Genomic DNA, 26964 nt, shown 5'->3' with positions numbered 1-26964 from the left:
CCCGCGTGCTCGCCACCCTGATGGAGAAGGCCCGTACCGTGCCCGACAGCTACCCCATGTCGCTCAACGGCCTGGTCACCGGTTGCAACCAGAAAACCAGCCGCGACCCGGTGATGAACCTGAGTGACGCCGAGGCGCAGGAAGCCCTGGATTCGCTCAAGCTGCTGACGCTGGCGTTTGAGAGCAGCGGCAACCGCACCACACGCTGGGAACACAACTTTCAGCGCGGCGTGGGCGTGCCCGAGCAGTCGGCCGTGCTGCTGGGCCTGCTGATGCTGCGCGGCCCACAGACGGCGGGTGAACTGCGCATCAACGCCGAGCGCTGGTACCGCTTTGCCGACATTTCGTCGGTCGAAGCTTTTCTGGACGAGCTGCAGGAGCGCAGCGCCGAAAAGGGCGGCCCGCTGGTCGTGCAGTTGCCCCGCGCGCCGGGTGCCCGCGAGCAGCGTTGGGCGCATTTGATGTGTGGGCCTGTAGACACCAGCGCCGGTGTGTCAGCCCCCAGCAGTGGCGGCGGTGGCAGCACCGGCACGTCTGCCGCACTGCAAGCGCGGGTGGACGCACTGGAGACAGAGGTGGCCAACCTGCGCACCACGGTGCAGCGGCTGTGTACAGAACTGGGCATTTCCCCAGACTCCGCGCCGATGTCGCCACCCGGACAGGACTAAAACGAACGACCGTGCTACAAATGCGGATCACTTGGAGACAAACCGATGGATCTCGCATTCACCCCCGAAGAACAGGCGTTCCGCGAAGAAATTCGCGCCTGGGTTCAAGCTAATCTACCGAAAGAAATTTCGCACAAGGTCCACAACGCCCTGCGCCTGACCCGCGACGATCTGCAGGGCTGGGCCAAGATCCTGGGCAAGAAAGGCTGGCTGGGCTTCGGCTGGCCCAAGGAGTTTGGCGGCCCCGGCTGGACGGCCGTGCAAAAGCACCTGTTCGAAGAAGAATGCGCCCTGGCCGGTGCGCCCCGTATCGTGCCGTTTGGCCCGGTGATGGTGGCGCCGGTGATCATGGCGTTTGGCAACGCCGAGCAGCAAAAGCGCTTTTTGCCTGGCATCGCCAGCGGCGAAGTCTGGTGGAGCCAGGGCTACAGCGAACCAGGATCGGGTTCGGACCTGGCCAGCGTCAAGACCCGCGCCGAGCGCGTGGGCGACAAATACATCGTCAACGGCCAAAAGACCTGGACCACCCTGGGCCAGCATGGCGACTGGATGTTCAACCTGGTGCGCACCAGCACCGAGGGCAAGCCCCAGACCGGCATCTCCTTCCTGCTGCTCGACATGAAGTCCAAGGGCGTCACCGTGCGCCCCATCAAGCTGCTGGACGGCGAATGCGAGGTGAACGAAGTGTTCTTCGACAACGTCGAAGTGCCTGCCGAAAACCTGATCGGCGAAGAGAACAAGGGCTGGACCTACGCCAAGCACCTGCTGAGCCACGAGCGCACCAACATCGCCGACGTGAACCGCAGCAAGCGCGAGCTGGAGCGCTTGAAGCGCATCGCCAAGACCGAAGGCGTGTGGGATGACCTGCGCTTCCGCGACCAGATCGCACTGCTCGAAGTGGACATCGTCGCGCTGGAAATGCTGGTGCTGCGCGTGCTGTCGGCCGAGAAGTCGGGCAAGAACTCGCTCGACATCGCGGGTCTGCTCAAGATCAAGGGCAGCGAGATCCAGCAGCGCTACGCCGAGCTGATGATGCTGGCCGCAGGCCCCTTTGCCATGCCCTTCATCGAAGAGGCCATGGAAGCTGGCTGGCAGGGCAACTTCCCCGGCGGCGTCACTGCCAACGCGCCGCTGGCGTCCACCTACTTCAACCTGCGCAAAACCACCATCTACGGTGGCAGCAATGAAGTTCAACGCAACATCGTCGCGCAGACGGTTCTGGGCTAAGGAGACAAGAACATGGATTTCGATTTTTCTGACGACCAGGAACAATTGCGCGACGCCGTGCGCAAGTGGGTGGACAAGGGCTACACGTTCGAGCGCCGCCGCGCCGCCGTGGCCGCCGGTGGTTTTGACCGCGCCGCCTGGAACGAACTGGCCGAGCTGGGCCTGACGGCCCTCACCGTGCCCGAAGCCCACGACGGCATGGGCCAGGGCGCGATCGACGCCATGGTGGTGGCCGAGGAACTGGGCCGTGGCATCGTTCTGGAGCCCATCGCTCAAGCCTTCATGGCCAGCAGCGTGCTGTCGCACTACGCACCGGCCAACGTGCAATCGGCCTGGCTGCCCCGCGTGGCCAGTGGTGAAGCCCTGGTGGTACTGGCCCAGCAGGAGCGCAAGGCGCGATACCGCCTGGATGTTTGCGAGGCAAAAGCGACCCCAGCGCAAGATGGATATGCGCTGACAGCTATCAAAAGCGTAGTAGCTGCCGGCGACAAGGCCGATGCGTTCATCGTGCCTGCCCAACTGGACGGCAAGACCGCCCTCTTCCTGGTCGAGCGCACCGCCACTGGCGTGACCACCCAAGGCTACGTCACACAAGACGGCAGCCGCGCCGCCGAGGTGAAGTTCACCAACGCCCCCGCCATGCTCATCACCACCGATGGCCTGGCCGCGCTGGAACTGGCCGTGGACACCGGCATCGCCGCCACCTGCGCCGAAGCCGTGGGCGTGATGGACAAGACCGTGGCCATCACCGTCGAATACATGAACCAGCGCAAGCAGTTTGGCGTGTTCATTGCCAGCTTCCAGGCGCTGCGCCACCGCGTGGCCGACATGAAGATGCAGCTGGAACTGGCCCGCTCGATGAGCTATTACGCCAGCCTCAAGCTGGGCGCCCCTGCCGCAGAGCGCCGCGCCGCCATGGCGCGCGCCAAGGTGCAACTGGGTCAATCGATGCGCTTTGTCGGCCAGCAGGCCGTGCAACTGCATGGTGGCATCGGCGTGACGGACGAGTACATCGTGAGCCACTATTTCAAGAAGCTCACCCAGCTGGAAGTGGCCTTTGGCGACACGCTGCACCATCTGGGCGAAGTGTCCGCCCGCATGCAAGACACCGCAGGCGTGTTTGCCTGATGTGAACTGACGCAGCCATGTAACGCTCGCATGCCATGCTCGTGGATTCACCGATCCACGGGCATTTTTTCTTGTCGGAGACACCTTCATGAACAACAAATTCTGGCTGCAACGCCGATCTCTTCTGCTGGCAACCGCTGCAGCAGCTACCCTGGCCCTGGCCGGTTGCGCCACCAAGGGTCCCAGCCTGGCCGAAGCGCCGCCCATCGTCTTTGTGCACGGCAACGGCGACACCGCCGCACTGTGGCAAACCACCGTATGGCGGTTTGAATCGAACGGCTGGCCGCGCGAACGCCTGCACGCCATTGACGTGCCCTACCCCCTGTCGCGTGATGAGGACGCAAAACCCCAGGCGGGCCGCACCTCGGCCGCAGAGCACATGGCCTACCTCAAGGCCGAAGTGGACAAGGTGCTCAAGGCCACGGGTGCAAGCCAAGTGGTATTGGTGGGCAACTCGCGCGGCGGCAACGCCATCCGCAACTACATCTACAACGGCGGCGGCGACAAGACGGTGAGCCACGCGATCCTCGGCGGCACGCCCAACCACGGCGTGTGGGCGATACCGGGGTTCCGAGAAGGCAACGAGTTCTCGGGCACGGGCCCTTTCCTCAAAGCGCTGAATGCTCCCAAGAACGCGGCGGGCGACGAGGTGAGCGGCCCCGTGAAATGGATGACCATCCGCTCGGACAACAACGACAAGTTCGCCCAGCCCGACGGCCTGTGGATAGGCCAGAAAGGCAAACCCACCTACGTGACCGCCGCAGGCCCCGAACTCAAGGGCGCCACCAACGTGGTGATTCCGCGCATCGACCACCGCGAGACGTCGTACTCCCCCGCTGCGTTTGAAGCCACCTACCGCTTCATCACCGGCAAGGCACCGCAGGTCACCACCATTGCGGCTGAAAAGCAGGTGGTGCTCAACGGCAAGGTCACCGGCCTGGGCGTGGACCCGGCCGACCCCAAAACCGGCAACTTCAGCAACAACCTGCCCCCTGGCGGGCGCGCAGCTGGAGGTGTATGCCACCGACCCCGCCACGGGCGCCCGCGCGGGCAATGCCTTGCTGCGCAAGACCGTGGGTGCGGATGGCCAATGGGGACCGCTGACGGTGCCCAACGGCTCGCCCGTCGAGTTCGTGATCAGCGCACCCGGCTATGCCACCACCCACATCTACCGCAGCGGCTTTCCACGCAGCAGCAACCTCATCCACCTGCGCGCAGAACGCATGGCCGATGCCGACAAAAGCGCCGAGAGCGTGGTGACACTGACCCGTCCGCGCGGCTACCTGGACCCGGCGCGCGACAAGATGCTGCTGGATGGTGCGGTGCCTGCGGGCGTGCCCGCTGGCGCTGGCGTGGCATCTGCCAAGGTCAAGCCCGCGGGCGGCGCGCGCAGTATTGCGGGTGAATTCAATGGCGAACGCGTGGTGGGACAGACCTGGCCCGCTGCCAGCGGCCATCTGGTGTTCCTGGAACTGACTTACTAAAGGAATAGGCGCTGCACCGTGTCTTTGCACCCTGCAGCACGCCCCCAAGAGCGGTCAAGACGGCCCCGATGGCTAGGCGCTCCGTCGCAGACAGTACGAAGGGCCTGTCAACCCTCTTTTCGGGGTCGCGAAGGCCCTTGCGGGCGTGCCAATCTAGGCGCGCGACGCCGCGTGCGCTCTTGCACACGTAAGGAGCGGAACGACGAGTGGCGCGCCCGCAGGGGCCTTCCCTTCGGGTTGCCCGGCCTGGAGGCCGTCTGCGGCGTTGCCCGCGCTTGCAAGGTGCCTACCTTGCCGCGCACAGGCGCCTTGCATCCCACCCCCAGGTCGGGCAACGCGATCCCCGAAAAGAGGGTTGGCAGGCCCTCACGGCAAGACGAAGCAACGACGCCAGTGGGGTCGTATTGGCCGCTCTACGCCAAAAGACGCGAGGACTTGGGGACGTGCGCCATTAGAAACTCCATCTGATCGGCCAGGATGCGCCGGTTACGCAGGATGAAGTCCTCCCACAGACTCGGCACATAGGGCGCATACAGCAGCGGCATGTGTGCCTGCTCTGGAGTGCGGGGGCCCTTGCGGTGGTTGCAGGGGCGGCAGGCCGTGACCACGTTCATCCAGTGGTCCTGGCCGTTGCGTGCAAACGGCACGATGTGCTCGCGCGTCAGGTCTTCCTCATGAAAATGCCCGCCGCAGTAGGCGCACACATTGCGGTCGCGGGCAAAGAGCTTGCTGTTGGTCAGGCTGGGCTTGAGCTCGAACGGGTTGATACTGGGCACGCCCTTGGTGCCGATGATGCTGTTGATGGCGATCACCGACTGCTCACCCGATATGGCGTTGTGCCCGCCCCGGAACCGGGCAATCTGTGCACCAGACTCCCAGCGCACTTCCCCGGCGGCGTAATGAATCACCGCCTGCTCCAGCGAAATCCACGATTGGGGCAGCCCTTGGGCTGACAGCTTCAAGACCTTCAAAACACGCCTCCTGGAACACAAAGTACACAAGGATCGGAACGCAGATGTCTCGCGGGCAGCCCTGCGCGGGGCCAGCCGTGGGTCACAATATACTCCGTTTTCATGACAAATTGGCGTCCTGCGCTTGATGGACTTGCGCATGCTGCTATCAAAAAGATAACAAACCGATGAAGATCTTTCGCGGCTTCCACCACCCTGGCATTGCCAATGCCTGTGCGCTGACCATCGGCAATTTCGATGGTGTGCACCGGGGCCACCAGGCCATGTTGGCCTTGCTGAACAGCGAGGCTGCACACAGGGGCGTGGAAAGCTGCGTGCTGACGTTCGAGCCCCACCCCCGCGACTACTTCGCGGGCGCCAACCACAAGCCCGAGCTGGCGCCCGCACGCATCGGCACCCTGCGCGACAAGCTCACCGAACTGGCCCGCTGCGGTGTGCAGCAGACCGTGGTGCTGCCGTTTGACGCGCGGCTGGCAGCACAGTCGCCCGAGGCCTTCATCGACGAGGTGCTGGTCCGTGGCCTGGGGGCCCGGTATGTGCTGGTGGGCGACGATTTCCGCTTTGGCCGCCAGCGCGCCGGCGACTACGCGATGCTGGACGCCGCCGGGCAAGCCAAGGGTTTTGACGTCGCACGCATGAACAGCTACGAGGTGCATGGGCTGCGCGTGTCCAGTTCCGCCGTGCGCCAGGCGCTGGCCGCAGGCGACATGGAAGCTGCGGCACGCCTGCTGGGACGGCCCTACACCATCAGCGGCCATGTGGTGCATGGCCGCAAGCTCGGGCGCGAACTGGGTGCTACCGCCGCCGGTGCAGGCGACGGCTTTCGCACCCTGAACCTGCGCTTTGCCCACTGGAAGCCTGCCGCCAGCGGCATCTTTGCCGTGCTGGTGCATGGCCTTGCCACCGAGCCATTGCCAGGGGTGGCCAACCTGGGCGTGCGCCCCTCGCTGGACCCGAACGACGTCAACGGCGGGCGCGTGCTGCTGGAAACCCATTGCCTGCATTGGCCCGCCGATCTGGGGCCCGAGGGGGCGTACGGTAAAATCGTGCGCGTGGAACTGCTACACAAACTGCACGACGAGCTGAAATACGACGGTCTGGATGCCTTGACGAAGGGCATCGCCAAAGACTGCGCCGACGCGCGTGCCTACTTCGCCTCGGCCCAGGCACCCAACCACACCGAAACCCGGCGCCAGACCACCCGCGACCGAATTTGAGGGAGCTGCTTCTCGCAGCGCCCGCCTGACGGGCCCGCCATCCTTCGCGCTCCAACCCCGTTCTTGCTCCGGGCCTTGCCCCGGAATGCCCCGTTTTTAAGGCTCCCTCATGTCCGACGACAACGCCAGCACTCCTTCCACGGATTACCGCAGCACCCTCAACCTGCCCGACACCTCCTTCCCCATGCGTGGCGACCTGCCCAAGCGCGAGCCGGGCTGGGTCAAGGACTGGGAAGACCAAGGCATCTACAAGCGCCTGCGGGATGCCCGTCGGGGTGCGCCCAAGTTCATCTTGCACGACGGCCCGCCCTACGCCAACGGCCAGATCCACATGGGCCACGCGGTCAACAAGATCCTGAAGGACATGATCACCAAAGCGCGCCAGCTCGAAGGCTTTGACGCGCTGTACGTGCCTGGCTGGGACTGCCATGGTCTGCCGATCGAGAACGCCATCGAGAAGAAACACGGCCGCAACCTGAGCCGCGATGACATGCAGGCCAAGAGCCGCGCGTTCGCCACCGAGCAGATCGCGCAGCAGATGGTGGACTTCAAGCGCCTGGGCGTGCTGGGCGAATGGGACAACCCCTATAAGACCATGAACCCCGCGAACGAAGCGGGCGAGATCCGCGCCTTCAAGCGCGTGATGGAGCGCGGCTTTGTGTACCGGGGCCTCAAGCCTGTGTACTGGTGTTTTGACTGCGGCTCGTCACTGGCCGAGTTCGAGATCGAGTACCAGGACAAGAAGAGCACCACGCTGGACGTGGCCTTCAAATCGCATGAGCCTGCCAAGCTGGCCGCCGCCTTCGGGCTGCCCGCACTGGCCAAGGACGCGTTTGTGGTCATCTGGACCACCACCGCCTGGACCATCCCTGCCAACCAGGCGCTGAACCTCAACCCCGAGATCAGCTACGCGCTGGTGGACACGGGCGAGCGCATCCTGCTCGTGGCCGAGCCGCTGGTGGCCTCGTGCCTGGAGCGCTACGGCCTCACCGGCAGCGTGCTGGCCACCACCCTGGGCAAGAACCTGGGCGGCCTCGAATTCCAACATCCGCTGTACGACGTGGCCAGCGAAGACGGCAGCTTTGGCTACCGCCGCCTTTCGCCCGTGTACCTGGCCGACTACGCCACGGCCGACGACGGCACGGGTATCGTGCACTCCTCGCCCGCCTACGGCCTGGAAGACTTCAACTCCTGCCGCGCGCATGGCATGGCGCTGGATGAGATCCTGAACCCCGTGCAAGGCAACGGCACTTATGCAGCGGACTTCCCGCTGTTCGGCGGCCAGCACATCTGGAAGGCCGTGCCCGTCATCATCGAGGCCTTGCGCAACGCAGGCCGCCTGATGACCACCAAGGACATCACACACAGCTACCCGCACTGCTGGCGCCACAAGACGCCGGTGATCTACCGCGCCGCCGCACAGTGGTTCGTGCGCATGGACGAGGGCGAAGGCGTGTTCACTAAAGCAGGCATGAAGCCCGCCAAGACGCTGCGCCAGATCGCCCTGGATGCCATCGAGCACACCAGTTTCTACCCCGAGAACGGCAAGGCCCGCCTGCACGACATGATCGCCGGGCGGCCCGACTGGTGCATCTCGCGCCAGCGCAGCTGGGGCGTGCCCATCCCGTTCTTCCTGCACAAGGATTCGGGCGAGCTGCACCCGCGCACCATGGAAATCATGAACCAGGCCGCCGACATCGTGGAAAAGGGCGGTATCGAGGCCTGGAGCCGCGTGACGACCGAAGAAATCCTGGGTGCGGCTGACGCGCCCCACTACACCAAGAGCACCGACATCCTCGAAGTGTGGTTCGACTCCGGCTCCACCTTCAGCCATGTGCTGCGCGGCACGCACCCCGAGGTGCACCACGACACGGGCCCCGAGGCCGACCTGTACCTGGAAGGCCACGACCAGCACCGCGGCTGGTTCCACAGTTCGCTGCTGCTGGCATCGGCGCTGGAAGGCCGCGCGCCCTATCGCGGCCTGCTGACCCATGGCTTCACCGTGGACAGCCAGGGCCGCAAGATGAGCAAGTCGCTGGGCAACGGCATCGACCCGCAGGAAATCAACAAGAAGCTGGGCGCCGAGATCATCCGTCTGTGGGTGGCCGCCAGCGACTACTCCGGCGACATCGCGGGCGACGAGAAGATCCTGGCCCGCGTGGTGGACGCCTACCGCCGCATCCGCAACACACTGCGCTTTCTGCTGGCCAACGTGAGCGACTTCGACCCGGCCAAGGACGCCGTGCCGTTCGACCAGATGCTGGAGATCGACCGCTACGCGCTCACCCGCGCATCCGAGTTCCAGGCCGAGGTGCTGGCGCACTACAAGGTGTACGAGTTCCACCCCGTGGTCGCCAAGCTGCAGCTGTACTGCTCGGAAGACCTGGGCGGGTTCTACCTGGACGTACTCAAGGACCGCTTGTACACCACAGCACCCAAGAGCCTGGCCCGCCGCAGCGCGCAGACCGCGCTCTACAACATCACGCACGCCATGCTGCGCTGGATGGCGCCGTTTTTGTCGTTCACGGCCGAAGAGGCGTGGAAGGTGTTTGGCAACTCCGACTCCATCTTCCTGGAGACTTACGGCAACGTGGCAGGCGTGGGTGCCGGTGCCGACGAAGGCCTGCTGGCCAAGTGGTCGCGCATCCGCGAAATCCGTGATGCGGTGAACAAGGAGATCGAAGCACTGCGCGCCGATGGCAAGGTGGGCTCGTCCCTGCAGGCCACCGTTGCCCTCACGGCGGCGCCCGAAGACCATGCGCTGCTGGCCAGCCTGGGCGATGACCTCAAGTTCGTGTTCATCACATCTGCTATTGAATTGGTAGCTGGTAGCGCATTACAGATAAGCGTCAAGCCCAGTTCTGATGCCAAATGCGAGCGCTGCTGGCACTACCGCAGCGATGTAGGGCAGGACGCCGCCCACCCGACGATCTGCGGCCGCTGCACCAGCAACCTCTACGGCGACGGCGAGAGCCGGGAGCACGCCTGATGGACCGCACATTGCAGGCCGGGCGTTCCGGCGCGAGCATGTGGCCCTGGCTGGCCTGGGCTGTGGTGCTTGTGGTGGTCGACCAGATCACAAAGACCCTGATCCTCAACCACTACCAGTTGGGCGATTCCACGTTCATCACCAGCTTCTTCAACATCGTGCGGGCGCACAACACGGGTGCTGCGTTTTCGTTCCTGTCGGACGCGGGGGGCTGGCAACGGTGGCTGTTCACCGGCATCGGCGTGGCAGCCACGATCTTCATCGTGTGGCAGCTGCGTGCCCACCCGGGGCAAAAGCTCTTCGGCTTTGCGCTGTCGAGCATTCTGGGCGGCGCGGTGGGCAATGTGGTGGACCGGCTGATGCACGGCTATGTCGTGGACTTTCTGGACTTCCATATGAGCGGCTGGCACTTTCCGGCATTTAACGTGGCGGACTCGGCCATCACGCTGGGGGCGGCATGCCTTATTCTGGATGAGCTGCTTCGCGTGCGGCGCGAGCGCTGACGCCACCGGCATCCCCCTGCAACCCTTGCAACAGCCCGCCTCGTGCGGGCTGTTTGCTTTGTAGCGCCAGTTGCTCTTATCGCATGCCGTGTCATGCGCATGTCACGGTCAGCGGTTGCAATGTAAACGTTTACATAAAACGTATTGCACCAAACTGCCATGAGCATTCTGGAAGTCGCCCGCGAGGCCGGTGTGTCAGTTGCCACCGTGTCGCGTGTTTTCAACCTGCCTGACAAAGTGGCCCCGGCCACGCGCGAGCATGTGGAGAACATCGCCCGCACCCTGGGCTATCTGCCCAACGCCAGCGCGCGCACCTTGCGCACCCAGCGCAGCCGCGTGCTGGGCGTGGTGTTGCCCACACTCACCAACCCCGTGTTTGCCGAATGCCTGGAAGGCATTGCCCAGGCCGCCGTAGCGGGTGGCTACGCCATCTCGCCGTTCACCACCGACTACCGCCTGGACCAGGAAGACCGCGCCGTGAACCTGCTGCTGGCGGGCAACGTAGACGGGATGATCCTGGTGGTTTCGAACCCCGCCACTTCCACCGCGTTGCAGCGGCTGGCCGAGGCGGGTCTGCCCTATGTGCTGGCCTACAACCACCACCCCGATCACCCCTGTGTGTCGGTGAACAGCGAGCTGGCTGTGACCGACGTGGTGACCCATCTGGCCACTCTGGGGCACCGCCGCATCGCCATGGTCAGCGGGCTGCTCAGCGCCTCCGACCGCGCGCAACAACGCTGCCGGGGCTACGCGCGCGGCATGGAGCAGGCAGGCCTGCGGGCCCAGCCTGTGTTGCAGGTGCCCTTCGTGGCCGCTGCGCCAGAGGTGTTGGGCGAAGCCCTGAACAGCCAAGTCCGCCCCACGGCCCTGGTGTGTTCCAACGACCTGCTGGCCATCCGCAGCATCCGCGCCGCGCACCTGGCGGGCTTGGCGGTGCCGCGCGACCTGAGCGTGGTGGGCTTCGACGGCATTGCGCTGGGGCAAGACCTCACTCCGCAACTGAGCACCGTGGTGCAATCCAATGCCGACATCGGCCGCCACAGCGTGGAGCTGCTGGCCCAGGCCGTGGCCAGCGGCAGCCCGCTGGGGCCCGACATGGGCCTGACGCTGGCGCACCAATTTCGCACCGGCGAGTCCTGCGCGCCGCCCCCACTTTCCCTTGTTCCTCCCCCCACCTGAACCCAAGGAGCTGATCGATGAAAACCACCCTGAAAAACTTCACCCGCGCCACGCTGCTGGCCTGGGGCCTGGCCGCCGGTGCCACGGCCATGGCGCAAAACGCAATCTGCTACAACTGCCCGCCCGAATGGGCGGACTGGGGCAGCCAGATCAAGGCCATCAAGGCCAAGACCGGCGTCACCGTGCCGCCAGACAACAAGAACTCCGGCCAGTCGCTGGCCCAGCTGGTGGCAGAAAAAGCGAGCCCCGTGGCGGATGTGACCTACCTGGGCGTGACCTTCGCCATCCAGGCGCAAAAGGATGGTGTGGTGGCCGCCTACAAACCCGCAGCATGGGCCGAGATTCCCGACGGTCTGAAGGACCCCGCAGGCCACTGGTTCACCATCCACTCGGGCACCCTGGGCTTCATGGTCAATGTGGATGCACTGAAGGGCAAGCCCGTACCGCAGTCGTGGGCCGACCTGCTCAAGCCCGACTACAAGGGCCTCATCGGCTACCTGGACCCGGCCTCGGCCTTCGTGGGCTATGTGGGCGCTGTGGCCGTGAACCAGGCGCGCGGCGGCACGCTGGATAACTTCGGCCCCGGCATCGACTACTTCAAGGCGCTGCAGAAGAACGAGCCCATCGTTCCCAAGCAAACGTCTTACGCCCGCGTACTGTCGGGCGAGATCGCGATCCTGCTGGACTACGACTTCAACGCCTACCGCGCCAAGTACAAGGACAAAGCCAATGTGCAGTTTGTGATCCCCACCGAAGGCACGGTGGTGGTGCCCTACGTGATGAGCCTGGTGGCCAATGCGCCGCACGCCGACAACGGCAAGAAGGTGCTGGACTTTGTGCTGTCGGACGAAGGCCAGGGGCTGTGGGCCCATGCCTACCTGCGCCCCGTGCGCGCCAGCGCCATGTCCAAGGAGGTGCAGGCCCGCTTCCTGCCTGCCAGCGAATACGCGCGCGCCAAAACGGTGGACTACAGCAAGATGGCCGCAGTGCAAAAGGCCTTCTCGGACCGCTACCTGAAAGAAGCCCAGTAAGCCGGGCGAGCTGGAGAGATGCACATGCGCCACAACAGCTTTGCTCCATCCCGCGCGCTGCTGCTGGCGTGTACCGCACCTGCCGTGGCGTTCTTTGCTGCGTTCTGGCTGCTGCCCATCGTGCAGCTGATTGCGCTGCCCGCCAGCAAGGGCTGGGAGACCTACTTTGTGGTGCTCACCCACCCGCGCTACCTGCAAAGCCTGCTGCAGACACTGGGGCTGTCCCTGGCGGTGACGCTGGCCACCCTGGTGCTGGGCGCGGCCGTGGGCATCACGTTGGCGCGGCACCGTTTTACAGGGCGGCAGCTGCTGCTGTCGCTGCTGACGTTGCCGCTGTCGTTTCCGGGCGTGATCATCGGGTTTTTCATGATCTTGCTCGGTGGCCGCCAAGGCTTGGTGGCCGACCTGACAGACGCCCTGGGCCTGGGTCGCATCACGTTTGCCTACGGCCTGGCCGGGTTGTTCCTGGCCTATCTGTACTTCTCACTGCCACGGGCCATTGCGACCTACACAGCGGCGGCCGGGGCCATGGATGCGGCGCTGGAAGAAGCCGCCCGCTCGCTGGGCGCGCCGCGCTGGCGGGTGGTGCGCGACGTATGGGTGCCCGAACTGGCGCCCACCACGCTGTCGTGCGGGGCCATTGTGTTCGCCACGGCCATGGGCGCGTTTGGCACCGCGTTCACGCTGTCCAGCAAGTTCGAGGTGCTGCCCATCACCATCTACAACGAGTTCACCAACTACGCCAACTTTGCACTGGCCGCCAGCCTGTCGATCACCCTGGGGCTCATCACCTGGGTGGTGCTGTGGCTGTCCCGCCGTGTTGCGGGCCCGGCACCGGCTGCCGGGGCGTAACCACCACCATGCGCACGACCCAACAAGCCTCCTCCCCCCTGCTGGCGCTCACGGCGCTGGTGGCGGCGTTCATGCTCGCCCCCATCGCGCTGTCGGTGATGGCGGGGCTCGTCAACAACTACAGCACTGGCATTTCCAGCGGGCTCACCACACGATGGCTGCACGAGGTGTGGGACCTGTACGGTGGCACCGTGGGCTGGTCGCTGGGCCTTGCGCTGCTGTGTGTGCTGGGCAATCTGCTGCTGGGCGTTCCCTGCGCGTATGCGCTGGCACGCAGCCGCTCGCGCGCCGCACGCCTGTTTGAAGAACTGCTGACCTTGCCAGTGGCCGTGCCCGGCCTGGCCAGCGCGCTGGCCTTGATCCTGGCCTACGGCACGCTGCAAGGCTTTCGCACCAGCTTTGCGTTCATCCTGGTGGGGCACATGGTGTTCACCCTGCCGTTCATGGTGCGCACCGTGGGCGCTGCATTCCAGCGCAAGGAACTGCTCTCGCTTGAAGAAGCGGCACGCTCGCTGGGTACCAGCTTCGGGCAGCGCTTTTTGGGTGTGCTGGTGCCCGCCGTGTTGCCCGCCATCGTGGCAGGCAGCCTGATGGTGTTCACGCTGTCGGTGGGCGAATTCAACCTCACATGGATGCTGCACACCCCGCTGACCCGCACCCTGCCCGTAGGTCTGGCCGATAGCTATGCGTCCATGCGCATCGAAATCGGCTCCGCTTACACGCTGGTCTTTCTTATCGTCATCCTGCCCGTGCTGTGGGGCCTGCAGGCCGTCGGCACCCTGATCGAAAAACACCATGGAACTTGAACGCACGCGCGTGGAGATAAACCAATGCGCCAAAACCTACCCTGATGGCACGCGGGGCCTGCGGCCGACCGACCTCACTGTGGAGCCCGGCGAGGTCGTCGCCTTGCTGGGGCCATCGGGCTGCGGCAAGACCACACTGCTGCGCCTGATTGCCGGGCTGGAGGCGCCCGATGAAGGCAGCCGCATTGCCTTTGGCGGCACCGACGTGACGCGCCTGCCCATCGAGCAGCGTGGCATCGGCATGGTGTTCCAGCACTACGCCTTGTTCCCGCAAATGACGGTGGCAGCCAACATCGGCTACGGCCTCAAGATCCGCAACGTGCCCGAGGCCGAGCGCCGCCGCACCGTGGGCGAGCTGGTGGACCTGGTGCGCCTGCAAGGGTTGGAGCACAAGCGCCCCACTGAACTCTCCGGTGGGCAACGCCAGCGTGTGGCCCTGGCCCGCGCCGTGGCGGTGCGCCCCCGCGTGCTGCTGCTGGACGAGCCCTTGACCGCGCTGGATGCCAAGCTCAAGGAGTCTCTGCGCGACGAGCTGGCCGACCTGCTGCGGCGCCTGCACATCACCGCCATCCATGTCACCCACGACCAGCAGGAAGCCCTGGCCATTGCCGACCGCCTGGCGGTGATGCACGCGGGCCAGATCGTGCAGGTGGGCGATGGCGAGACGCTGTACCGCGCGCCCACCCACCCCTTTGTGGCGCAGTTTCTGGGCCGCGTGAACCGGCTCCAGCGGGACGCCGCCGCAAGCGCCCAGGCCGTGTTGATGCTGGGTGGGCTGCCTCTGCCCTGCCCTGCCGCCGTGCAGGCCCACACGGCCTTGCTCGTGCGGCCTGAAGACATCGAGGTGTCGGCCCTTCAAACTGGCTGGGGTCAGGCCGAAGTCACGCGCCGCAGCTTTCTGGGCGACCGCGTGCAACTGGTTCTGGCCCTGGCCGACCAGCCCCCGCTGATGGCCGATGTGCCGCGCGACCACCCCGCCCGCACGGGCGACACCGTGGGCGTGCGCATCGCCCCCGAGCGCCTCATGCCCTGCCACGAAACCAGCGACTGACCCAGCCAGCCCTACCCCGCCTGCACGCCTTTTAGCCATGACCACCACACTGCTGCTCCAACTGTCTGACCCCCACATCCGCGAGCCCGGCCGCCTGGCCTATGGCCGCATCAATACCGCGCCCTATCTGGCCGAGGCCGTGGCCAGCGTGAACCGGCTGCCGCAGGCGCCCCATGCCGCCGTCATCACTGGCGACCTGACAGACTTTGGCCGCGCCGCCGAATACGAGCACCTGCGCGCCCTGCTCACGCCGCTGAACATGCCGGTGTACCTGCTGCCCGGCAACCACGACAGCCGCGAGCAGATGCGCGCGAGCTTTCCGCAGCACCACTACCTGGGGTCCGAGGGCTTCATCCAGTACAGCGTGCCGGTGGGCGGCATGCAGCTCATCGCGCTCGATACCGTGGTGCCCGGCGCCAGCGAGGGCAGCCTGTGCACAGAGCGCCTGCAATGGCTGGAGGAAGAGCTGGCACGCCACACCAGCCGCCCGGTGGTGATCGCCATGCACCACCCACCGTTTCGCACGCTGATTGGCCACATGGACGACATCGGCCTGCGCGAAGGCGCCGATGCGCTCGAAGCCATCGTGGCCCGCCACCCGCAGGTGGAGCGTGTGATCTGCGGGCACCTGCACCGGGCCATCCAGGTGCGGTTTGGCGGCACCATCGCGGCCACCGTGCCATCGCCCGCGCACCAGGTGCGGCTGGACCTGGCGCCCAACGCCGCGTCGGCCTGGATGCTGGAGCCGCCCGGCTTTGCGCTGCACGCCCTGCCTGCGGGGGGGTGGCTGGTCAGCCACACCGTGGCCAGCGGCCAATACGCGGGGCCCTACCCGTTTCATGACGGCGGGCAGCTGATCGACTGAAAAAACGGGCCCTGGCGACAAGACCTCCACCGCCGAGCACCCAGCCGCGACAGGGTCATCGCTGCACAACTCCTCAATCAGGAGTATGCTTATATGTCAGTTTTGTGACAAATGGTCCGGGTGCCGCAGTATTTTCTGCGCGCTCTTCATCCCGGAAGCCGAGCAGCCAGGCTCATGCCTCCCCGCCTGCCGCCGCCTACGGGCACAGAAATGAATGAAACCGCTTCCCTGCACGGGCGCCAGCTTTAACGCTTGCGTCTGCGCAGTGCATGGCGCATGCTCGTTTGGGTGGACACAAGAAGAAGAAACAACGGTTTTTCATGAAGCATCTCTTGAATCTGTTGGCAGCGGTGTCGCTGCTGATCTGGGGCACCCACCTGGTGCGCACCGGCATCCTGCGTGTCTTTGGCGCCAATTTGCGCCAGTTGATCGCGCACAGCGTCAGCAACCGGTTCACGGCCGTGCTGTCGGGCATCGGGGTGACCGCCGTGGTGCAGTCGAGCACGGCCACGGCGCTCATCGTGTCCTCCTTCGTGGGCCAGGGCCTGGTGGGCCTGCCCGCCGCGCTGGCCGTGATGCTGGGCGCCGACGTGGGCACGAGCGTGATGGCGGTGGTGTTCTCGATGGATTTGTCCTGGCTGTCGCCCCTGTTCATCTTCGCGGGTGTGGTGCTGTTCATCTCGCGCAAGGACACGGCCGTGGGCCGTGTGGGCAGGGTGCTGATCGGCCTGGGGCTGATGCTGCTGGCGCTGCGCCTCATCACCGAATCGACCACGGTGCTCACCCAGTCACCCACGGTGCGTACGCTGCTCGGGGCGCTGACCAGCGACCTGCTGCTGGAGATCTTCACCGGCGCCATCCTGGCCATCGTGGCGTATTCGAGCCTCGCCACCGTGCTGCTCACCGCCGCGCTGGCAGGCTCCGGCGGCATCCCGCCCGACGTGGCGCTGGGCCTGGTGCTGGGTGCCAACCTCGGCAGCGGCGTACTGGCGGTGCTGACCACGATGAAGGCCAACGTGCAAACGCGCCAGGTGCCACTGGGCAACCTGTTCTTCAAGATCATTGGCGTCATCATCATGACCCCGCTCACCGGGCTGTGGCTGCAGCATGTGCGCCCCTACGTGCCCGAAATCGCAGCACTGGTGGTGCTGTTCCACCTGGCATTCAACGTGGTGGTGGGCATCATCTGCATCGGCCTGACGGGCACAGTGGCGCGCGTGGTGCAACGCCTGCTGCCGCAGGAAAAGGCGCAGGCTGCGGGCACCCGCCCCCAGCATCTGGACCCCTCCGCCCTGGCCACGCCCTCGCTGGCCATCTCGTGCGCCGCGCGCGAGGCCCTGCACCAGGCCGACGTGGTCGAATCCATGCTGCTGGGCCTGCACAAGGTGATCCGCACCGACGACCTGCAGCTGGCGCAGGACCTGCGCAAACTGGACGACGAGGTGGACGGCCTGTACTCGGCCATCAAGTACTACATGACCAAGATCTCGCGCGAGGCGCTGGATGAACGCGAGGGCCGCCGCTGGGCCGACATCATCAGCTTCACGATCAACATGGAGCAGATCGGCGACATCATCGAGCGCGTGCTGATCGACATCGAGGACAAGAAGATCAAGAAGGGTCGCCAGTTCTCCGAAGCGGGCATGGAAGAAATCAACGAACTGCACGCCCGCCTGATCGACAACCTGCGCCTGGCGATGAGCGTGTTCCTCAACGGCAGCGTGCGCGATGCGCAAAAGCTGCTCGAAGAAAAAGCCCGCTTTCGCGACCTGGAACACGCGTATTCCGCCACCCACCTGGCGCGCCTGTCGGACAACACGGTGCAAAGCATCGAGACCAGTTCGCTGCACATCGACCTGATCAGCGAACTCAAGCGCATCAACTCGCTGCTGTGCTCGGTGGCCTACCCGATTCTGGAATCGGCCGGAGCACTGGCGCCCAGCCGGCTAAGGGCGATGGCGGACCAGGCTTGAGAAGCGCCTTCAGCAGAAATTCAAGCCTTTTCTGGTCTCTAGCGCTTTATCCATAAGCGCTAAAAGCTATTATTTTTATAGCAACACCTCACCACCGCCGCTGTGCGGCGTTGTCTCGCCGTCACTGCACGTCCGCCACGTAGCGCTGCAGCCCCGTCCACAACGCATCCAGCGTGACCTTGCAGCGCGGGCTGGCGCGCAGGTCCTCGTGCATCACCACCCAGGTTTCCAGCCCGTACACAAACTGCTGTGGCAACACATGCACCAGCGCCGGGGTGCTACGGCGCGCCAGTGCCACCTGGCAAACGCCAATGCCGCCCCCGGCGCGCATGAAAGCCAGTTGCGCCACATCGCTGTCGCTGCGCACTGCAAACTGATCGCGCCGCCACGCGGGCACCGCCTTTTGTGCGGCGCGCAAAAAGGGCGTTTCTGCGTCAAAACCAATCAGGCGGTGGTGCGCGAGGTCGGCCAGCGTCTCAGGCACTCCGTGCGCCTGCAAGTAGCTGGGGTGGGCGTGCAGTCCCAAGGGAATGCTGCCGACGCGGCGGGCGATCAACGCGTCCTGGCGGGGCTCGGTCATGCGGATGGCGATGTCGGCCTCGTGCTGCAGCAGGTCCTGCACGCGGTTGCTGAGCACCAGTTCCACCGTCAGCGCCGGGTGCTCGGCCTGCAGTTGCGCCAGAATGGGCGGCAGCACCTCCACGCCGATCACCTCGCTGGCCGTCACCCGCACCGTGCCCCGCACACCGCCGCCATGGCTGTCGGCTGCGCGCACCAGGGCAGCGGCGGTGTGGCCCATGGCTTGCGCGTAGGGGCGCAGCGCCAGCGCCGCCTCGGTCGGCAGCAGGCCCTGCTGCGAGCGGGTGAACAGCACCAGTCCCAGCGCCTGCTCCAGCGCCGCAATGTGGCGCCCCACCGTGGGTTGTGTCACCCCCAGCGCGCGGGCTGCGCCCGAGAGCGATCCCTCTTGCACCACGCCCAGGTACGAGCGGTACAGCTCCCAGCCAATGTCTTTGTGTGCAGGTTGTGCCATACATAAATGTATAGCCATGCGCCGATTTTCGGTAATTCCATTTCACAACACCCACGACCACACTGCATTCATCACCACTTTTTTTGGAGCAAAACATGGCAAACGCAGGCAATACGGTTCTGGTTCTCGGCGCGACCGGGGGCATCGGTGGCGAAGTGGCGCGGCAGCTGCGCGACCGGGGATGGCAGGTGCGCGCGCTGCACCGGGGCGTGGCGCAGGCCGGGGAGCAACGCGACGGCATGGCATGGATTCGCGGCGACGCGATGCGGCGCGAGGACGTGGTAGCCGCTGCCGCAGGCTGCGACGTGATCGTGCACGCGGTCAACCCGCCCGGCTACCGGCGCTGGAGCGAGCTGGTGCTGCCGATGATCGACAACACCATTGCGGCGGCCACCGCAGTGGGTGCCACCGTGGTGCTGCCCGGCACGATCTACAACTACGGGCCCGACGCCTTCCCGGTGCTGCGCGAGTACTCACCGCAGCGCCCCCACACCCGCAAGGGCACTGTGCGCGTGGAGCTGGAGCGGCGCCTGCAGCAGGCGACCCAGCCCCACCCGCTGAGTGCGGGCACCTGCCGCGTGCTCATCGTGCGGGCGGGGGACTACTTTGGCCCCCAGGTGGGCAACAGCTGGTTCTCGCAAGGCCTCGTCAAGCCCGGCCAACCCGTGAAGGCGGTGAACCTGCCCGGCGCACCCGGCGTGGGCCACCAATGGTCATACCTGCCCGACGTGGCGCGCACCATGGTGCAGTTGCTGGAGCGCCGCGCCACACTGCCCGCGTTTGCACGCTTTCACATGGCCGGGCACTGGGACGCCGACGGCACGCAGATGGCCGCCGCGATTGGCCGCACCGTGGTGGCACATGGTGGTGCGGCCCCGCACGTGCGGGCCTTTCCGTGGTGGCTGGTCACACTCGCCTCGCCGTTTGTGGCCACGCTGCGCGAACTGCGGGAGATGCGCTACCTGTGGAGGCAACCGGTGCGCATGGCCAACGACCCGCTGCGCGCCGTGCTGGGCGAAGAGCCCCACACGCCGCTGGACGCGGCGGTGCAGGCCACGCTGTTGGGTCTGGGCTGCCTGCCAGGGGCCAAAGCGCCGCTCACAGCCCCAGGAAACCCGCAATCACCAGCCCGGCTTCCAGCGTGAACCGGCCCTGGGCAACCTGCGCGCGCACCTCTTCCAAGGGCAGCAGTGCAAACTCGTCCACCTCGCCGTCCTGGTTGTCGGGCGCCATGCCCTCTGGCACCACGGCGCGGAACCAGTCGATGCGCTCGACCATGTACCCCGCGCCGCCCCCCTCGCTGCTGGGGCGGCTGAACAGCACATGGCCACCGTGCGCCACGCCGGCAAGGGTGTGCACATGCAGCCCGGCTTCTTCCCAGGTCTCGCGCACCAGAGCTTGGGGCAACGAGTCGGCGGCCGAGATCATGCCGCCCATCAGCGTGTCCCACAGGCCTGGGTCGTTGGGTTTGTTCAGCGAACGCTTTTGCACCCACATGCGCCCATCGGGCGCCAGGCCCACCAGGTGCACGGCGCAGGTGGTGATGCCCAGCACACGCACGGCACCCCGCTCCACGGTGCCCACGACTTCGCCGCTGGGGTTGGTCACCGCCAGTTGTTCGTTGCGCCACGGGCCACACAGGTTGGCGTCGCGCAGCGCTTCGGCCAAGGTGTTCAGGGCGTCGGTGGTGGCGTTGACGTTGGCATCAGAGGCCGCTTGGGGCGGCAGATGCAGACTCCATGCAGGGGCGCCGCCATGCTCACCCATTGATAGCTGGTAGCGCTTATCCAATAAGCGCTGGAGGCTTATTTTGCTTAGAAATCCTTCCGCCACCGACCCTACCACCTGCCCCGCCACCCGCAGGGGTTGGCATGGCTGGCGGGCGGGCTGGTGCGCCAGTTGCCGCGCGCCCACCAGCCACTGGTCGAACGATGCGCCGGGGGAGGAGGCTGTCACAGCGTGAGGATGGTGCAGCCCGTGGTCTTGCGTGCTTCCAGGTCGCGGTGCGCCTGCTGCACGTCGGCCAGCGGGTAGCGCTGGTCGATGTGGATCTTCACCTGCCCACTGGCCACCACGGCAAACAGGTCGTCGGCCATGGCCTGCGTGCTTTCCCGCGTGGCGATGTGGGTGAACAGCGTCTGGCGCGTGACGTAGAGCGAGCCCTTGGCGCCCAGCGAACCCGGCGCAAACGGTGCCACGGGGCCCGAGGCATTGCCGAAGCTGGCCATCAGGCCAAAGGGACGCAGGCATTCGAGTGACTTGTCCCAGGTGTCCTTGCCCACCGAGTCGTACACCACCTTCACGCCCTTGCCGCCGGTGATCTCTTTGACCCGGGCTGCGAAATCTTCTTTTTGATAGTTGATGGCGTGCGCCGCGCCGTTGGCCAGGGCCAGCTGGCACTTGGCATCGGTGCCTGCCGTGCCGATGAGCTGCAGGCCCAGCGCCTTGGCCCACTGGCTGGCGATCAGGCCTACCCCACCCGCAGCGGCGTGGAACAGCACATGGTCGCCGGGCTGCAGGCCTTCCACGGGCAGCGTCTTCTTGAGCAGGTACTGCGCCGTCAGGCCCTTGAGCATCATGGCCGCGCCCGTCTCAAAGCTGATGGCATCGGGCAGCTTGCACACACACTTGGCGGGCATCACCCGCACTTCGCAATAAGCGCCGGGGGGCTGGCTGGCGTAGGCAGCGCGGTCGCCCACCTTCAGGTGCGCAACGCCCTCGCCCACGGCTTCGACAACGCCCGCGCCTTCCATGCCGATGGTAGCGGGCATGTTCAGGGGGTACAACCCCGTGCGGTGGTACACGTCGATGAAGTTCAGGCCGATGGCGTGGTGGCGGATGCGGATCTCGCCGGGGCCGGGCTCGCCCACGGCGACGTCAACGATGTGAAGTTCTTCGGGACCACCGTGCTGGCGGATCTGGACGGCAAGGCTCATGGCAAAACGCTCCTGGATAACGGGTGTTGAACGGGTCCCCAACGGGCATGGATGGGGCCTGTAACGGGCGAGACAAACGGAGGCCATCCTGCCATGAATCTGAAAGCCTTGTCCTGCCCTGCACCGTTACAGTGCAGCCCATGACTCAAAGACTCACGCCCGGTACGGCGGCGCTGCTGGTGATACCGCCGCTGCTGTGGGCTGGCAACGCCGTCACAGGCCGGCTGGTGCACGACCTGATCCCGCCCATCACGCTCAATTTCATCCGCTGGGTGCTGGCTTTCTTCATCCTGCTGCCGCTCGCGTACAACGTGCTGCGCAAGGACAGCCTGCTGTGGCCCCACTGGCGCCGCTATGCACTGCTGGGGCTGCTCGGCATTGGCCTGTACAACGCGCTGCAGTACATGGCGCTGCAGACTTCCACGCCCATCAACGTGACGCTGGTGGGCTCCAGCATGCCGGTGTGGATGCTGGCCGTGGGGGCGCTGTTCTTTGGCGCGACGGTCACGCGGCGGCAACTGCTGGGCGCGCTGCTGTCGATGTGTGGCGTGCTGCTGGTGCTCAGCCGGGGCGAGTGGTCGCAGCTGCTGGCTTTTCGCCTCGTGCCAGGCGATGTGTTCATGCTGCTGGCCACCATCTCGTGGGCGTTCTACAGCTGGCTGCTGTCGCGCACCAGCGAGCCCGCCCGCATCCGGGGCGACTGGGCCGCTTTTTTGATGGCGCAGATGGTGTTTGGCCTGGCATGGTCGGGCAGCTTCGCGGGCGTGGAATGGGCGATGGGCCACACCCACATCGCATGGGGCTGGCCGCTGATCGCAGCGCTGGCTTTCATCGCCGTGGGCCCCGCCGTGCTGGCCTATCGCTGCTGGGGCGTGGGGGTGGAGCGCGCCGGGCCTGCGGTGGCGGGCTTCTTCGTAAACCTCACCCCGCTGTTTGCGGGCATCCTGTCGGCCGCCTTTTTAGGGGAAACCCCACAGCTTTTCCACGGTGTGGCATTCGCACTGATCGTGGGCGGGATCGTGGTGTCGTCGCGGCGATAGCGGCAGGCGGGATCAGCCTGCTGCGCCTTCGGCCGAGGCTTGTGTTGCGGCCTGCTGCAACAAGACTTCGAGCTCCGATACCGGCCCGGGCATGCCCAGCAAATAGCCCTGAAAGAGCTGGCAGCCATAGTCTGCCAGCAGGGCTTTCTGCTGTGCGGTTTCCACACCTTCGGCAATCACATCCAGCTCCAGGTTGCGCGCCATGCCGATGATGGTCTGCACGATCACGTCGTCGGTGTGCCGCACACCCAGGTTGCGCACAAACGACTGGTCGATCTTGAGCTGGTCCAGCGGCAGCCGCGTGAGGTAGGCCAGCGACGAGTAGCCCGTGCCGAAGTCGTCCACCGAAAAGCGCACACCCTTGGTCTTGAGCAGGCCCATCTTGGCAATGGTGTCGTCCACGTTGTCCAGCACCAGCGACTCGGTCAGCTCCAGCTTGAGCAGGTGGGGCCGCGCGCCGGTCTCGCGCAGCACCTCGACCACGCGGGCCACGAAGTCGCGCTGGCGGAACTGCCGGGCGCTCACGTTGACCGACAGCGGCACATGCCGGTAGCGGGCATCGTTCTCCCACGCCGCCAGCTGCTCGCACGCGGTGCGCAGCACCCAGTGGCCCATGGGCACGATGAGTTCGCTTTCTTCTGCCACGCCAATGAAGGCGCTCGGCGCAATAAGGCCGCGCTCGGGATGGATCCAGCGGATCAGCGCCTCGGCGCCCACGATGCGCCCGTCCAGATGGAACTGGGGCTGGTAGTGCAGCGCGAACTGCCGCGCGGCCAGCGCGGCCTGCAGATCCCCCTCCAGCTGCGCGCGCACGCTGATGGCAATCTGCATCTGCGGATCGAAAAAACACAGCGCATTGCGGCCCTGCGACTTGACCTGGTACATGGCGATGTCGGCCTGTTTGAGCAGATCGACCGAGGGCTGCAGCGCCCCGCCCATGAGCGTGGCCCCGATGCTGGGCGTGCTGTGGTGGCTGAGCCCGGCCAGCGAGTACGGCATGTTGAGCGTGCGCAGGATCTTTTCGCCCACGCGGCGCGCATAGGCAGCCGCCTCTTCGCTGTGCAGCGACAGCTCGTGCAGCATGACCACGAACTCGTCTCCCCCCAGGCGCGCCACGGTGTCCTCGCGGCGCACGCAGGTCTTCAGGCGCTCTGCCACCTGGCGCAGCAGCATGTCGCCCACCTCGTGGCCCATGGTGTCGTTCAGCGTCTTGAAGTGGTCCAGATCCAGGAACAGCAAGGCCCCGTACTGCCCGCTGCGCACACTGGCCGCAATCACCTGCTGCATGCGGTCCATCAGCAGCCGGCGGTTGGGCAGATTGGTCAGAGGGTCGTAGAAGGCCAGGCTCTCAATCTCGGCGCTGGCGCGGCGCAGGGCCGTCACGTCGTGGTAGGTGATGACCAGCCCGCCCTCGGGTGTGGGCCGTTCGGTGATCTGGATCGTGCGGCCATTGGGCAGCACCTGCTCATGGGGCTCATGGTGCTGGTTCTGCTTGAGCAGCCGCAGCTCCACCCAGCGCATGCGTTCTTCCTCGCTGGCGCGCGGCAGATGGTGCCGGGCGGTCTCTTCCATCACGCGCCGAAACGGCACCATGGGCGCCATCACGGCGCGCAGCCAGGGGAAAATTTCCTCAAACCGGCTGTTCCATTGCACCACGCGCTGCTCGCCGTCGAGCAGAACAAAACCACTCACCATCGACTCCAGTGCCTGGTCGAGGGTGGCCTTGGACTGCGCAATGGCAAGCCGCGCCTGGGACATGCGGTCCAGGTAGCGCAGCGCCAGGTTGCCCGCTGCCACGATCATGGCCACAAACAACAGCCCCGTCAGTGCAATGGCGTTGCGCTGGTCGCGCCAGCCTGCCAGCGCATCGCGCAGCGGAATGCTCGCCGAGATGCGCAGGTCCTGGTACAGGATGGGTCGGTAGACCACCAGCGCCGGCTCGCCACTCAAGCGGGCGGGTGCCTTCCACGCCTGCCCCAGGGCGGCCACCTCCTGCAGTGGCGGGGACAGCACGGGCGTGATCGCCTCTTCGCGGTTGGGCGCACTCAGCAGCAGCAGCCCTCCGGCACGCTCCAGCGTCACTTGCAGGCCTGTGATGTCCACACCCTGGACCAGCACCGAGCTGAGCGCCCCCACCGGCAATTCGGCAATGGCCACCACAAGGGAACTGTCGGCCATGCGCAGGTGGCGCGCAAAATACAGCACGCGCTCGGCAGTCGCAAAGCTCACCACCGGCGGGCTGATCATCAGGGTGGAAACGGGCTGCTCCAGCACAGACGCCAGAAAACCGGGAGGCAGCTGCAGCGGCAGCGCACTGCCAGCCGCATCGGAAGAGGCGATGGTCTTGCCGTTCGCGTCCAGCAGCGCCACATAGCGCACCATCAGGTTCTGCCGAGCGGAGCTGCGCAGGCGCTGGCTTGCAAGGTCAGGGTCCACCCATTCGCTCATCGAACCCGACAGGCCCAGCAGTTCGTCCATGCTGGCCAGCAGCACGTCCACCGCCAGCAGGGAACGATTGAGCGCCGCTTCGGCACCCGCCACAAAACGGGTGGCCTGGGCTTCGTAATCGTCCAGCGCCACCTTGCGAGCGTTCCATACCAGTGCGGCAGACACCATCACCACCGCCGCAATGAACACCGCCGCCCCGGCCCATACAAAGGCCCTGATGCGCAGTGGGGTCGTGGTATCCCTCATTTCGCCGGGGCCGCAGCCAGGCCACGGACGGGACCGATCGTCTGGTTCCACACCTGGGCGCAACGCGGCCCGCAGCGCTGCACCCAGCGCGGCAGCACGGTGGAGGCAAGGATCTCCTGGCGGCTGCGTTCATCCTGCGCAGACACCGGCACCACCACCATGCTGCCCTTGCGTCCCCCCACACAGGCGGGGATGCCACGGTTGCAGGCCATGCCATCGGAGGTTTCGCGCTCGGACTCCTCCCAGATGGCGGCCTCCAGCCGGGGCAGCTCGCGCCGGAGCAGGGCACGCAGATCGGGCGGCAGCGCCTCCCAGGCGGCCTTGTTGGCGCTGAACACAGCCAGCCCCCAAGTCACGGGCAGCGCATGCACATGGGAGGTCATGGTATGCAGCCCCAGCGTGTTGCCCGACATGGTGCCGGTGATGGCGCACTCGGTATTGCCCGCCGTGAGGCTGGGCACGATCTGCGCGAAGCCAGTCAGCACGGGGATGCCGCCGAGCGCCCCGACAAAATCCGCCTGGGTGGATGACGACACGCGCGTGCGGCGCCCGGCCAGATCGGCCAGCCCGCGCAGGGGCTTCTTGCAAAACACCACCTGGGCCGGATACACATACATCGCCAGCGCCTCCACGCCGTGCTGGTCACGCAGACTCTTCTCCAGGTAAGGGCGAAACGCCGCCAGCGTGGTCTTGAGCGTGGCAATGTCGGGGTTCAGCCCCGCCAGATCGGGTGCGGTGTACTCGGGGTACTGGGCCGTGAACGAGCTCATGAGCGTGGTGCCAAAAGGCACCACACCCAGCTGCAGCAGGCGCAGCATTTCGGCGCCAGGCACACCGGCGCGGTCAAAGGGCACGATTTCAGCGTCGAACCGGCCACCGCTCAAGCGGAGCAGTTCCTTGCTCCAGAAGGGCTCTTCCTGCCGGGTGTACTGGTTGATACCTGCCAGCCCCCCCACGATGCGCAGCTTGTAGGGCGCAGTGGCCGCTGCCGGGGTGGCCGCAGGCTGGCCCACAGCCTGTGGCGAACAACCCAGCGCGGCCCATGCCACGCACAGTGCAGCGATGCGGTGCAGAAGGCGGGAAGTCACAGCGGGTTTGGGCTGCATGGCAACTTCTGGCTCGTCAACCGGGGGGCAGTGGACGGCCACCGCCGCGCACCCTTCATGCCCAGGGCCATGCCAGCGCCCCAGCGGCATCCATGGATCGCATAGAGGTCTGGAAGGCCGCCCTGGGGAGGGATGCGCGGTGTCATGTTCCGGTACTTTCGGGTTGGAATGCTGGGGCACCATTCTTCACCAAGTTTTCCCCCTCGGCGGG

21 protein-coding genes and 1 pseudogene are annotated in these 26964 nt (G+C 65.9%); 16 read left to right on the top strand and 6 right to left on the bottom strand.

All coding sequences use genetic code 11. The features are described from left to right. The 4 genes and pseudogenes from NFX52_RS10320 to NFX52_RS10305 form a co-directional block, all read left to right on the top strand. A partial coding sequence (locus tag NFX52_RS10320; protein WP_252635627.1) for a YceH family protein occupies positions 1 to 668 on the top strand: 668 nt, incomplete at its 5' end. A 45-nt stretch (positions 669 to 713) separates the two neighbouring features. Further along, on the top strand, positions 714 to 1895 hold the full coding sequence (locus NFX52_RS10315) for an acyl-CoA dehydrogenase family protein (protein ID WP_008905006.1): 1182 nt from the start codon (positions 714 to 716) through the stop codon (positions 1893 to 1895). Positions 1896 to 1907: 12 nt separating this feature from the next. After that, on the top strand, positions 1908 to 3023 hold the full coding sequence (locus NFX52_RS10310) for an acyl-CoA dehydrogenase family protein (RefSeq protein WP_055401508.1): 1116 nt from the start codon (positions 1908 to 1910) through the stop codon (positions 3021 to 3023). 88 nt (positions 3024 to 3111) lie between these two features. After that, positions 3112 to 4507: pseudogene (locus NFX52_RS10305) on the top strand (alpha/beta fold hydrolase). A 413-nt stretch (positions 4508 to 4920) separates the two neighbouring features. On the opposite strand, the gene NFX52_RS10300 reads toward NFX52_RS10305, so the two are convergent. After that, positions 4921 to 5478, bottom strand: coding sequence for an HNH endonuclease (locus NFX52_RS10300; protein ID WP_055401504.1), 558 nt, complete (start codon positions 5476 to 5478; stop codon positions 4921 to 4923). Between the two features lie 167 nt (positions 5479 to 5645). Between NFX52_RS10300 and NFX52_RS10295 the strand changes: the two genes are divergently transcribed. The 10 genes from NFX52_RS10295 (at position 5646) to NFX52_RS10250 (ending at position 17944) form a co-directional block, all read left to right on the top strand. Then, entirely contained in the window at positions 5646 to 6695 is a 1050-nt protein-coding gene (locus NFX52_RS10295) for a bifunctional riboflavin kinase/FAD synthetase (protein WP_055401502.1), read from the top strand. Positions 6696 to 6804: 109 nt separating this feature from the next. Beyond that, positions 6805 to 9684 (top strand): isoleucine--tRNA ligase, encoded by a 2880-nt coding sequence (gene ileS, locus NFX52_RS10290; RefSeq protein ID WP_055401500.1) that lies wholly within the window; start codon positions 6805 to 6807, stop codon positions 9682 to 9684. Next, complete coding sequence (gene lspA / locus NFX52_RS10285) at positions 9684 to 10187, top strand: signal peptidase II (RefSeq protein WP_055401498.1); 504 nt, start codon at positions 9684 to 9686, stop codon at positions 10185 to 10187. The genes ileS and lspA overlap by 1 nt, the downstream gene beginning before the upstream one ends. 159 nt (positions 10188 to 10346) lie before the next feature. After that, complete coding sequence (locus NFX52_RS10280; RefSeq protein WP_207401973.1) at positions 10347 to 11366, top strand: LacI family DNA-binding transcriptional regulator; 1020 nt, start codon at positions 10347 to 10349, stop codon at positions 11364 to 11366. Between the two features lie 17 nt (positions 11367 to 11383). After that, complete coding sequence (locus tag NFX52_RS10275; RefSeq protein ID WP_055401494.1) at positions 11384 to 12397, top strand: ABC transporter substrate-binding protein; 1014 nt, start codon at positions 11384 to 11386, stop codon at positions 12395 to 12397. Between the two features lie 18 nt (positions 12398 to 12415). Next, entirely contained in the window at positions 12416 to 13249 is an 834-nt protein-coding gene (locus tag NFX52_RS10270) for an ABC transporter permease (RefSeq protein ID WP_156358838.1), read from the top strand. Positions 13250 to 13257: 8 nt separating this feature from the next. Then, complete coding sequence (locus NFX52_RS10265; protein WP_055401492.1) at positions 13258 to 14055, top strand: ABC transporter permease; 798 nt, start codon at positions 13258 to 13260, stop codon at positions 14053 to 14055. Beyond that, positions 14045 to 15106 carry an ABC transporter ATP-binding protein gene (locus NFX52_RS10260; protein WP_055401490.1) on the top strand — a complete coding sequence of 354 codons (1062 nt, stop codon included), beginning with the start codon at positions 14045 to 14047 and terminating at the stop codon, positions 15104 to 15106. The genes NFX52_RS10265 and NFX52_RS10260 overlap by 11 nt, the downstream gene beginning before the upstream one ends. 37 nt (positions 15107 to 15143) lie before the next feature. Beyond that, positions 15144 to 15971 (top strand): phosphodiesterase, encoded by an 828-nt coding sequence (locus tag NFX52_RS10255; protein WP_207401972.1) that lies wholly within the window; start codon positions 15144 to 15146, stop codon positions 15969 to 15971. A gap of 320 nt (positions 15972 to 16291) precedes the next feature. After that, the gene (locus NFX52_RS10250) at positions 16292 to 17944 is read left to right on the top strand and encodes a Na/Pi cotransporter family protein (RefSeq protein WP_055401522.1); all 1653 of its coding nucleotides are present in this window, start codon (positions 16292 to 16294) and stop codon (positions 17942 to 17944) included. A 121-nt stretch (positions 17945 to 18065) separates the two neighbouring features. Here NFX52_RS10250 and NFX52_RS10245 read toward each other — a convergent pair whose 3' ends face one another. Next, entirely contained in the window at positions 18066 to 18977 is a 912-nt protein-coding gene (locus NFX52_RS10245; protein ID WP_055401486.1) for a LysR family transcriptional regulator, read from the bottom strand. 95 nt (positions 18978 to 19072) lie between these two features. On the opposite strand from NFX52_RS10245, the gene NFX52_RS10240 reads away from it, so the two are divergent. Next, positions 19073 to 20122, top strand: a complete 1050-nt coding sequence (locus NFX52_RS10240; protein ID WP_055401484.1) for an NAD(P)H-binding protein — start codon at positions 19073 to 19075, stop codon at positions 20120 to 20122. On the opposite strand, the gene NFX52_RS10235 is transcribed toward NFX52_RS10240, so the two are convergent. Next, positions 20076 to 20933 carry an NUDIX hydrolase gene (locus NFX52_RS10235; protein WP_252635626.1) on the bottom strand — a complete coding sequence of 286 codons (858 nt, stop codon included), beginning with the start codon at positions 20931 to 20933 and terminating at the stop codon, positions 20076 to 20078. The genes NFX52_RS10240 and NFX52_RS10235 overlap by 47 nt on opposite strands. Further along, positions 20930 to 21913: a quinone oxidoreductase family protein gene (locus NFX52_RS10230; protein WP_055401481.1), complete on the bottom strand. Its 984-nt coding sequence runs from the start codon at positions 21911 to 21913 to the stop codon at positions 20930 to 20932. Before NFX52_RS10230 ends, NFX52_RS10235 begins: the two co-directional genes overlap by 4 nt. A 140-nt stretch (positions 21914 to 22053) precedes the next feature. Here NFX52_RS10230 and NFX52_RS10225 point away from each other — a divergent pair, with 140 nt between their 5' ends. Next, positions 22054 to 22953 (top strand): DMT family transporter, encoded by a 900-nt coding sequence (locus tag NFX52_RS10225; protein WP_055401520.1) that lies wholly within the window; start codon positions 22054 to 22056, stop codon positions 22951 to 22953. Between the two features lie 12 nt (positions 22954 to 22965). Here the strand turns inward: NFX52_RS10225 and NFX52_RS10220 are convergent, their stop codons facing one another. Further along, the gene (locus tag NFX52_RS10220) at positions 22966 to 25647 is read right to left on the bottom strand and encodes a bifunctional diguanylate cyclase/phosphodiesterase (protein ID WP_207401971.1); all 2682 of its coding nucleotides are present in this window, start codon (positions 25645 to 25647) and stop codon (positions 22966 to 22968) included. Further along, complete coding sequence (locus tag NFX52_RS10215) at positions 25644 to 26753, bottom strand: TRAP transporter substrate-binding protein (protein WP_228896551.1); 1110 nt, start codon at positions 26751 to 26753, stop codon at positions 25644 to 25646. Before NFX52_RS10215 ends, NFX52_RS10220 begins: the two co-directional genes overlap by 4 nt. Between the last annotated feature and the right edge of the window lie 211 nt (positions 26754 to 26964).

Source organism: Acidovorax facilis, from assembly GCF_023913775.1.
Taxonomy (GTDB): Bacteria; Pseudomonadota; Gammaproteobacteria; order Burkholderiales; family Burkholderiaceae_C; genus Acidovorax; species Acidovorax facilis.
The sequence above is the reverse complement of the archived record's forward strand: the minus strand, read 5'-3'. Positions and strand labels throughout refer to the sequence as shown.

Coding starts and splice junctions, on each gene's coding strand:
- lspA (WP_055401498.1), top strand. CDS start 9,684: ATGGACCGCACATTGCAGGCCGGGCGTTCCGGCGCGAGCATGTGGCCC.
- NFX52_RS10310 (WP_055401508.1), top strand. CDS start 1,908: ATGGATTTCGATTTTTCTGACGACCAGGAACAATTGCGCGACGCCGTG.
- NFX52_RS10255 (WP_207401972.1), top strand. CDS start 15,144: ATGACCACCACACTGCTGCTCCAACTGTCTGACCCCCACATCCGCGAG.
- NFX52_RS10260 (WP_055401490.1), top strand. CDS start 14,045: ATGGAACTTGAACGCACGCGCGTGGAGATAAACCAATGCGCCAAAACC.
- NFX52_RS10265 (WP_055401492.1), top strand. CDS start 13,258: ATGCGCACGACCCAACAAGCCTCCTCCCCCCTGCTGGCGCTCACGGCG.
- NFX52_RS10225 (WP_055401520.1), top strand. CDS start 22,054: ATGACTCAAAGACTCACGCCCGGTACGGCGGCGCTGCTGGTGATACCG.
- NFX52_RS10280 (WP_207401973.1), top strand. CDS start 10,347: ATGAGCATTCTGGAAGTCGCCCGCGAGGCCGGTGTGTCAGTTGCCACC.
- NFX52_RS10295 (WP_055401502.1), top strand. CDS start 5,646: ATGAAGATCTTTCGCGGCTTCCACCACCCTGGCATTGCCAATGCCTGT.
- NFX52_RS10230 (WP_055401481.1), bottom strand. CDS start 21,913: ATGAGCCTTGCCGTCCAGATCCGCCAGCACGGTGGTCCCGAAGAACTT.
- NFX52_RS10315 (WP_008905006.1), top strand. CDS start 714: ATGGATCTCGCATTCACCCCCGAAGAACAGGCGTTCCGCGAAGAAATT.
- NFX52_RS10275 (WP_055401494.1), top strand. CDS start 11,384: ATGAAAACCACCCTGAAAAACTTCACCCGCGCCACGCTGCTGGCCTGG.
- ileS (WP_055401500.1), top strand. CDS start 6,805: ATGTCCGACGACAACGCCAGCACTCCTTCCACGGATTACCGCAGCACC.
- NFX52_RS10215 (WP_228896551.1), bottom strand. CDS start 26,753: ATGCAGCCCAAACCCGCTGTGACTTCCCGCCTTCTGCACCGCATCGCT.
- NFX52_RS10250 (WP_055401522.1), top strand. CDS start 16,292: ATGAAGCATCTCTTGAATCTGTTGGCAGCGGTGTCGCTGCTGATCTGG.
- NFX52_RS10240 (WP_055401484.1), top strand. CDS start 19,073: ATGGCAAACGCAGGCAATACGGTTCTGGTTCTCGGCGCGACCGGGGGC.
- NFX52_RS10245 (WP_055401486.1), bottom strand. CDS start 18,977: ATGGCACAACCTGCACACAAAGACATTGGCTGGGAGCTGTACCGCTCG.
- NFX52_RS10220 (WP_207401971.1), bottom strand. CDS start 25,647: ATGAGGGATACCACGACCCCACTGCGCATCAGGGCCTTTGTATGGGCC.
- NFX52_RS10270 (WP_156358838.1), top strand. CDS start 12,416: ATGCACATGCGCCACAACAGCTTTGCTCCATCCCGCGCGCTGCTGCTG.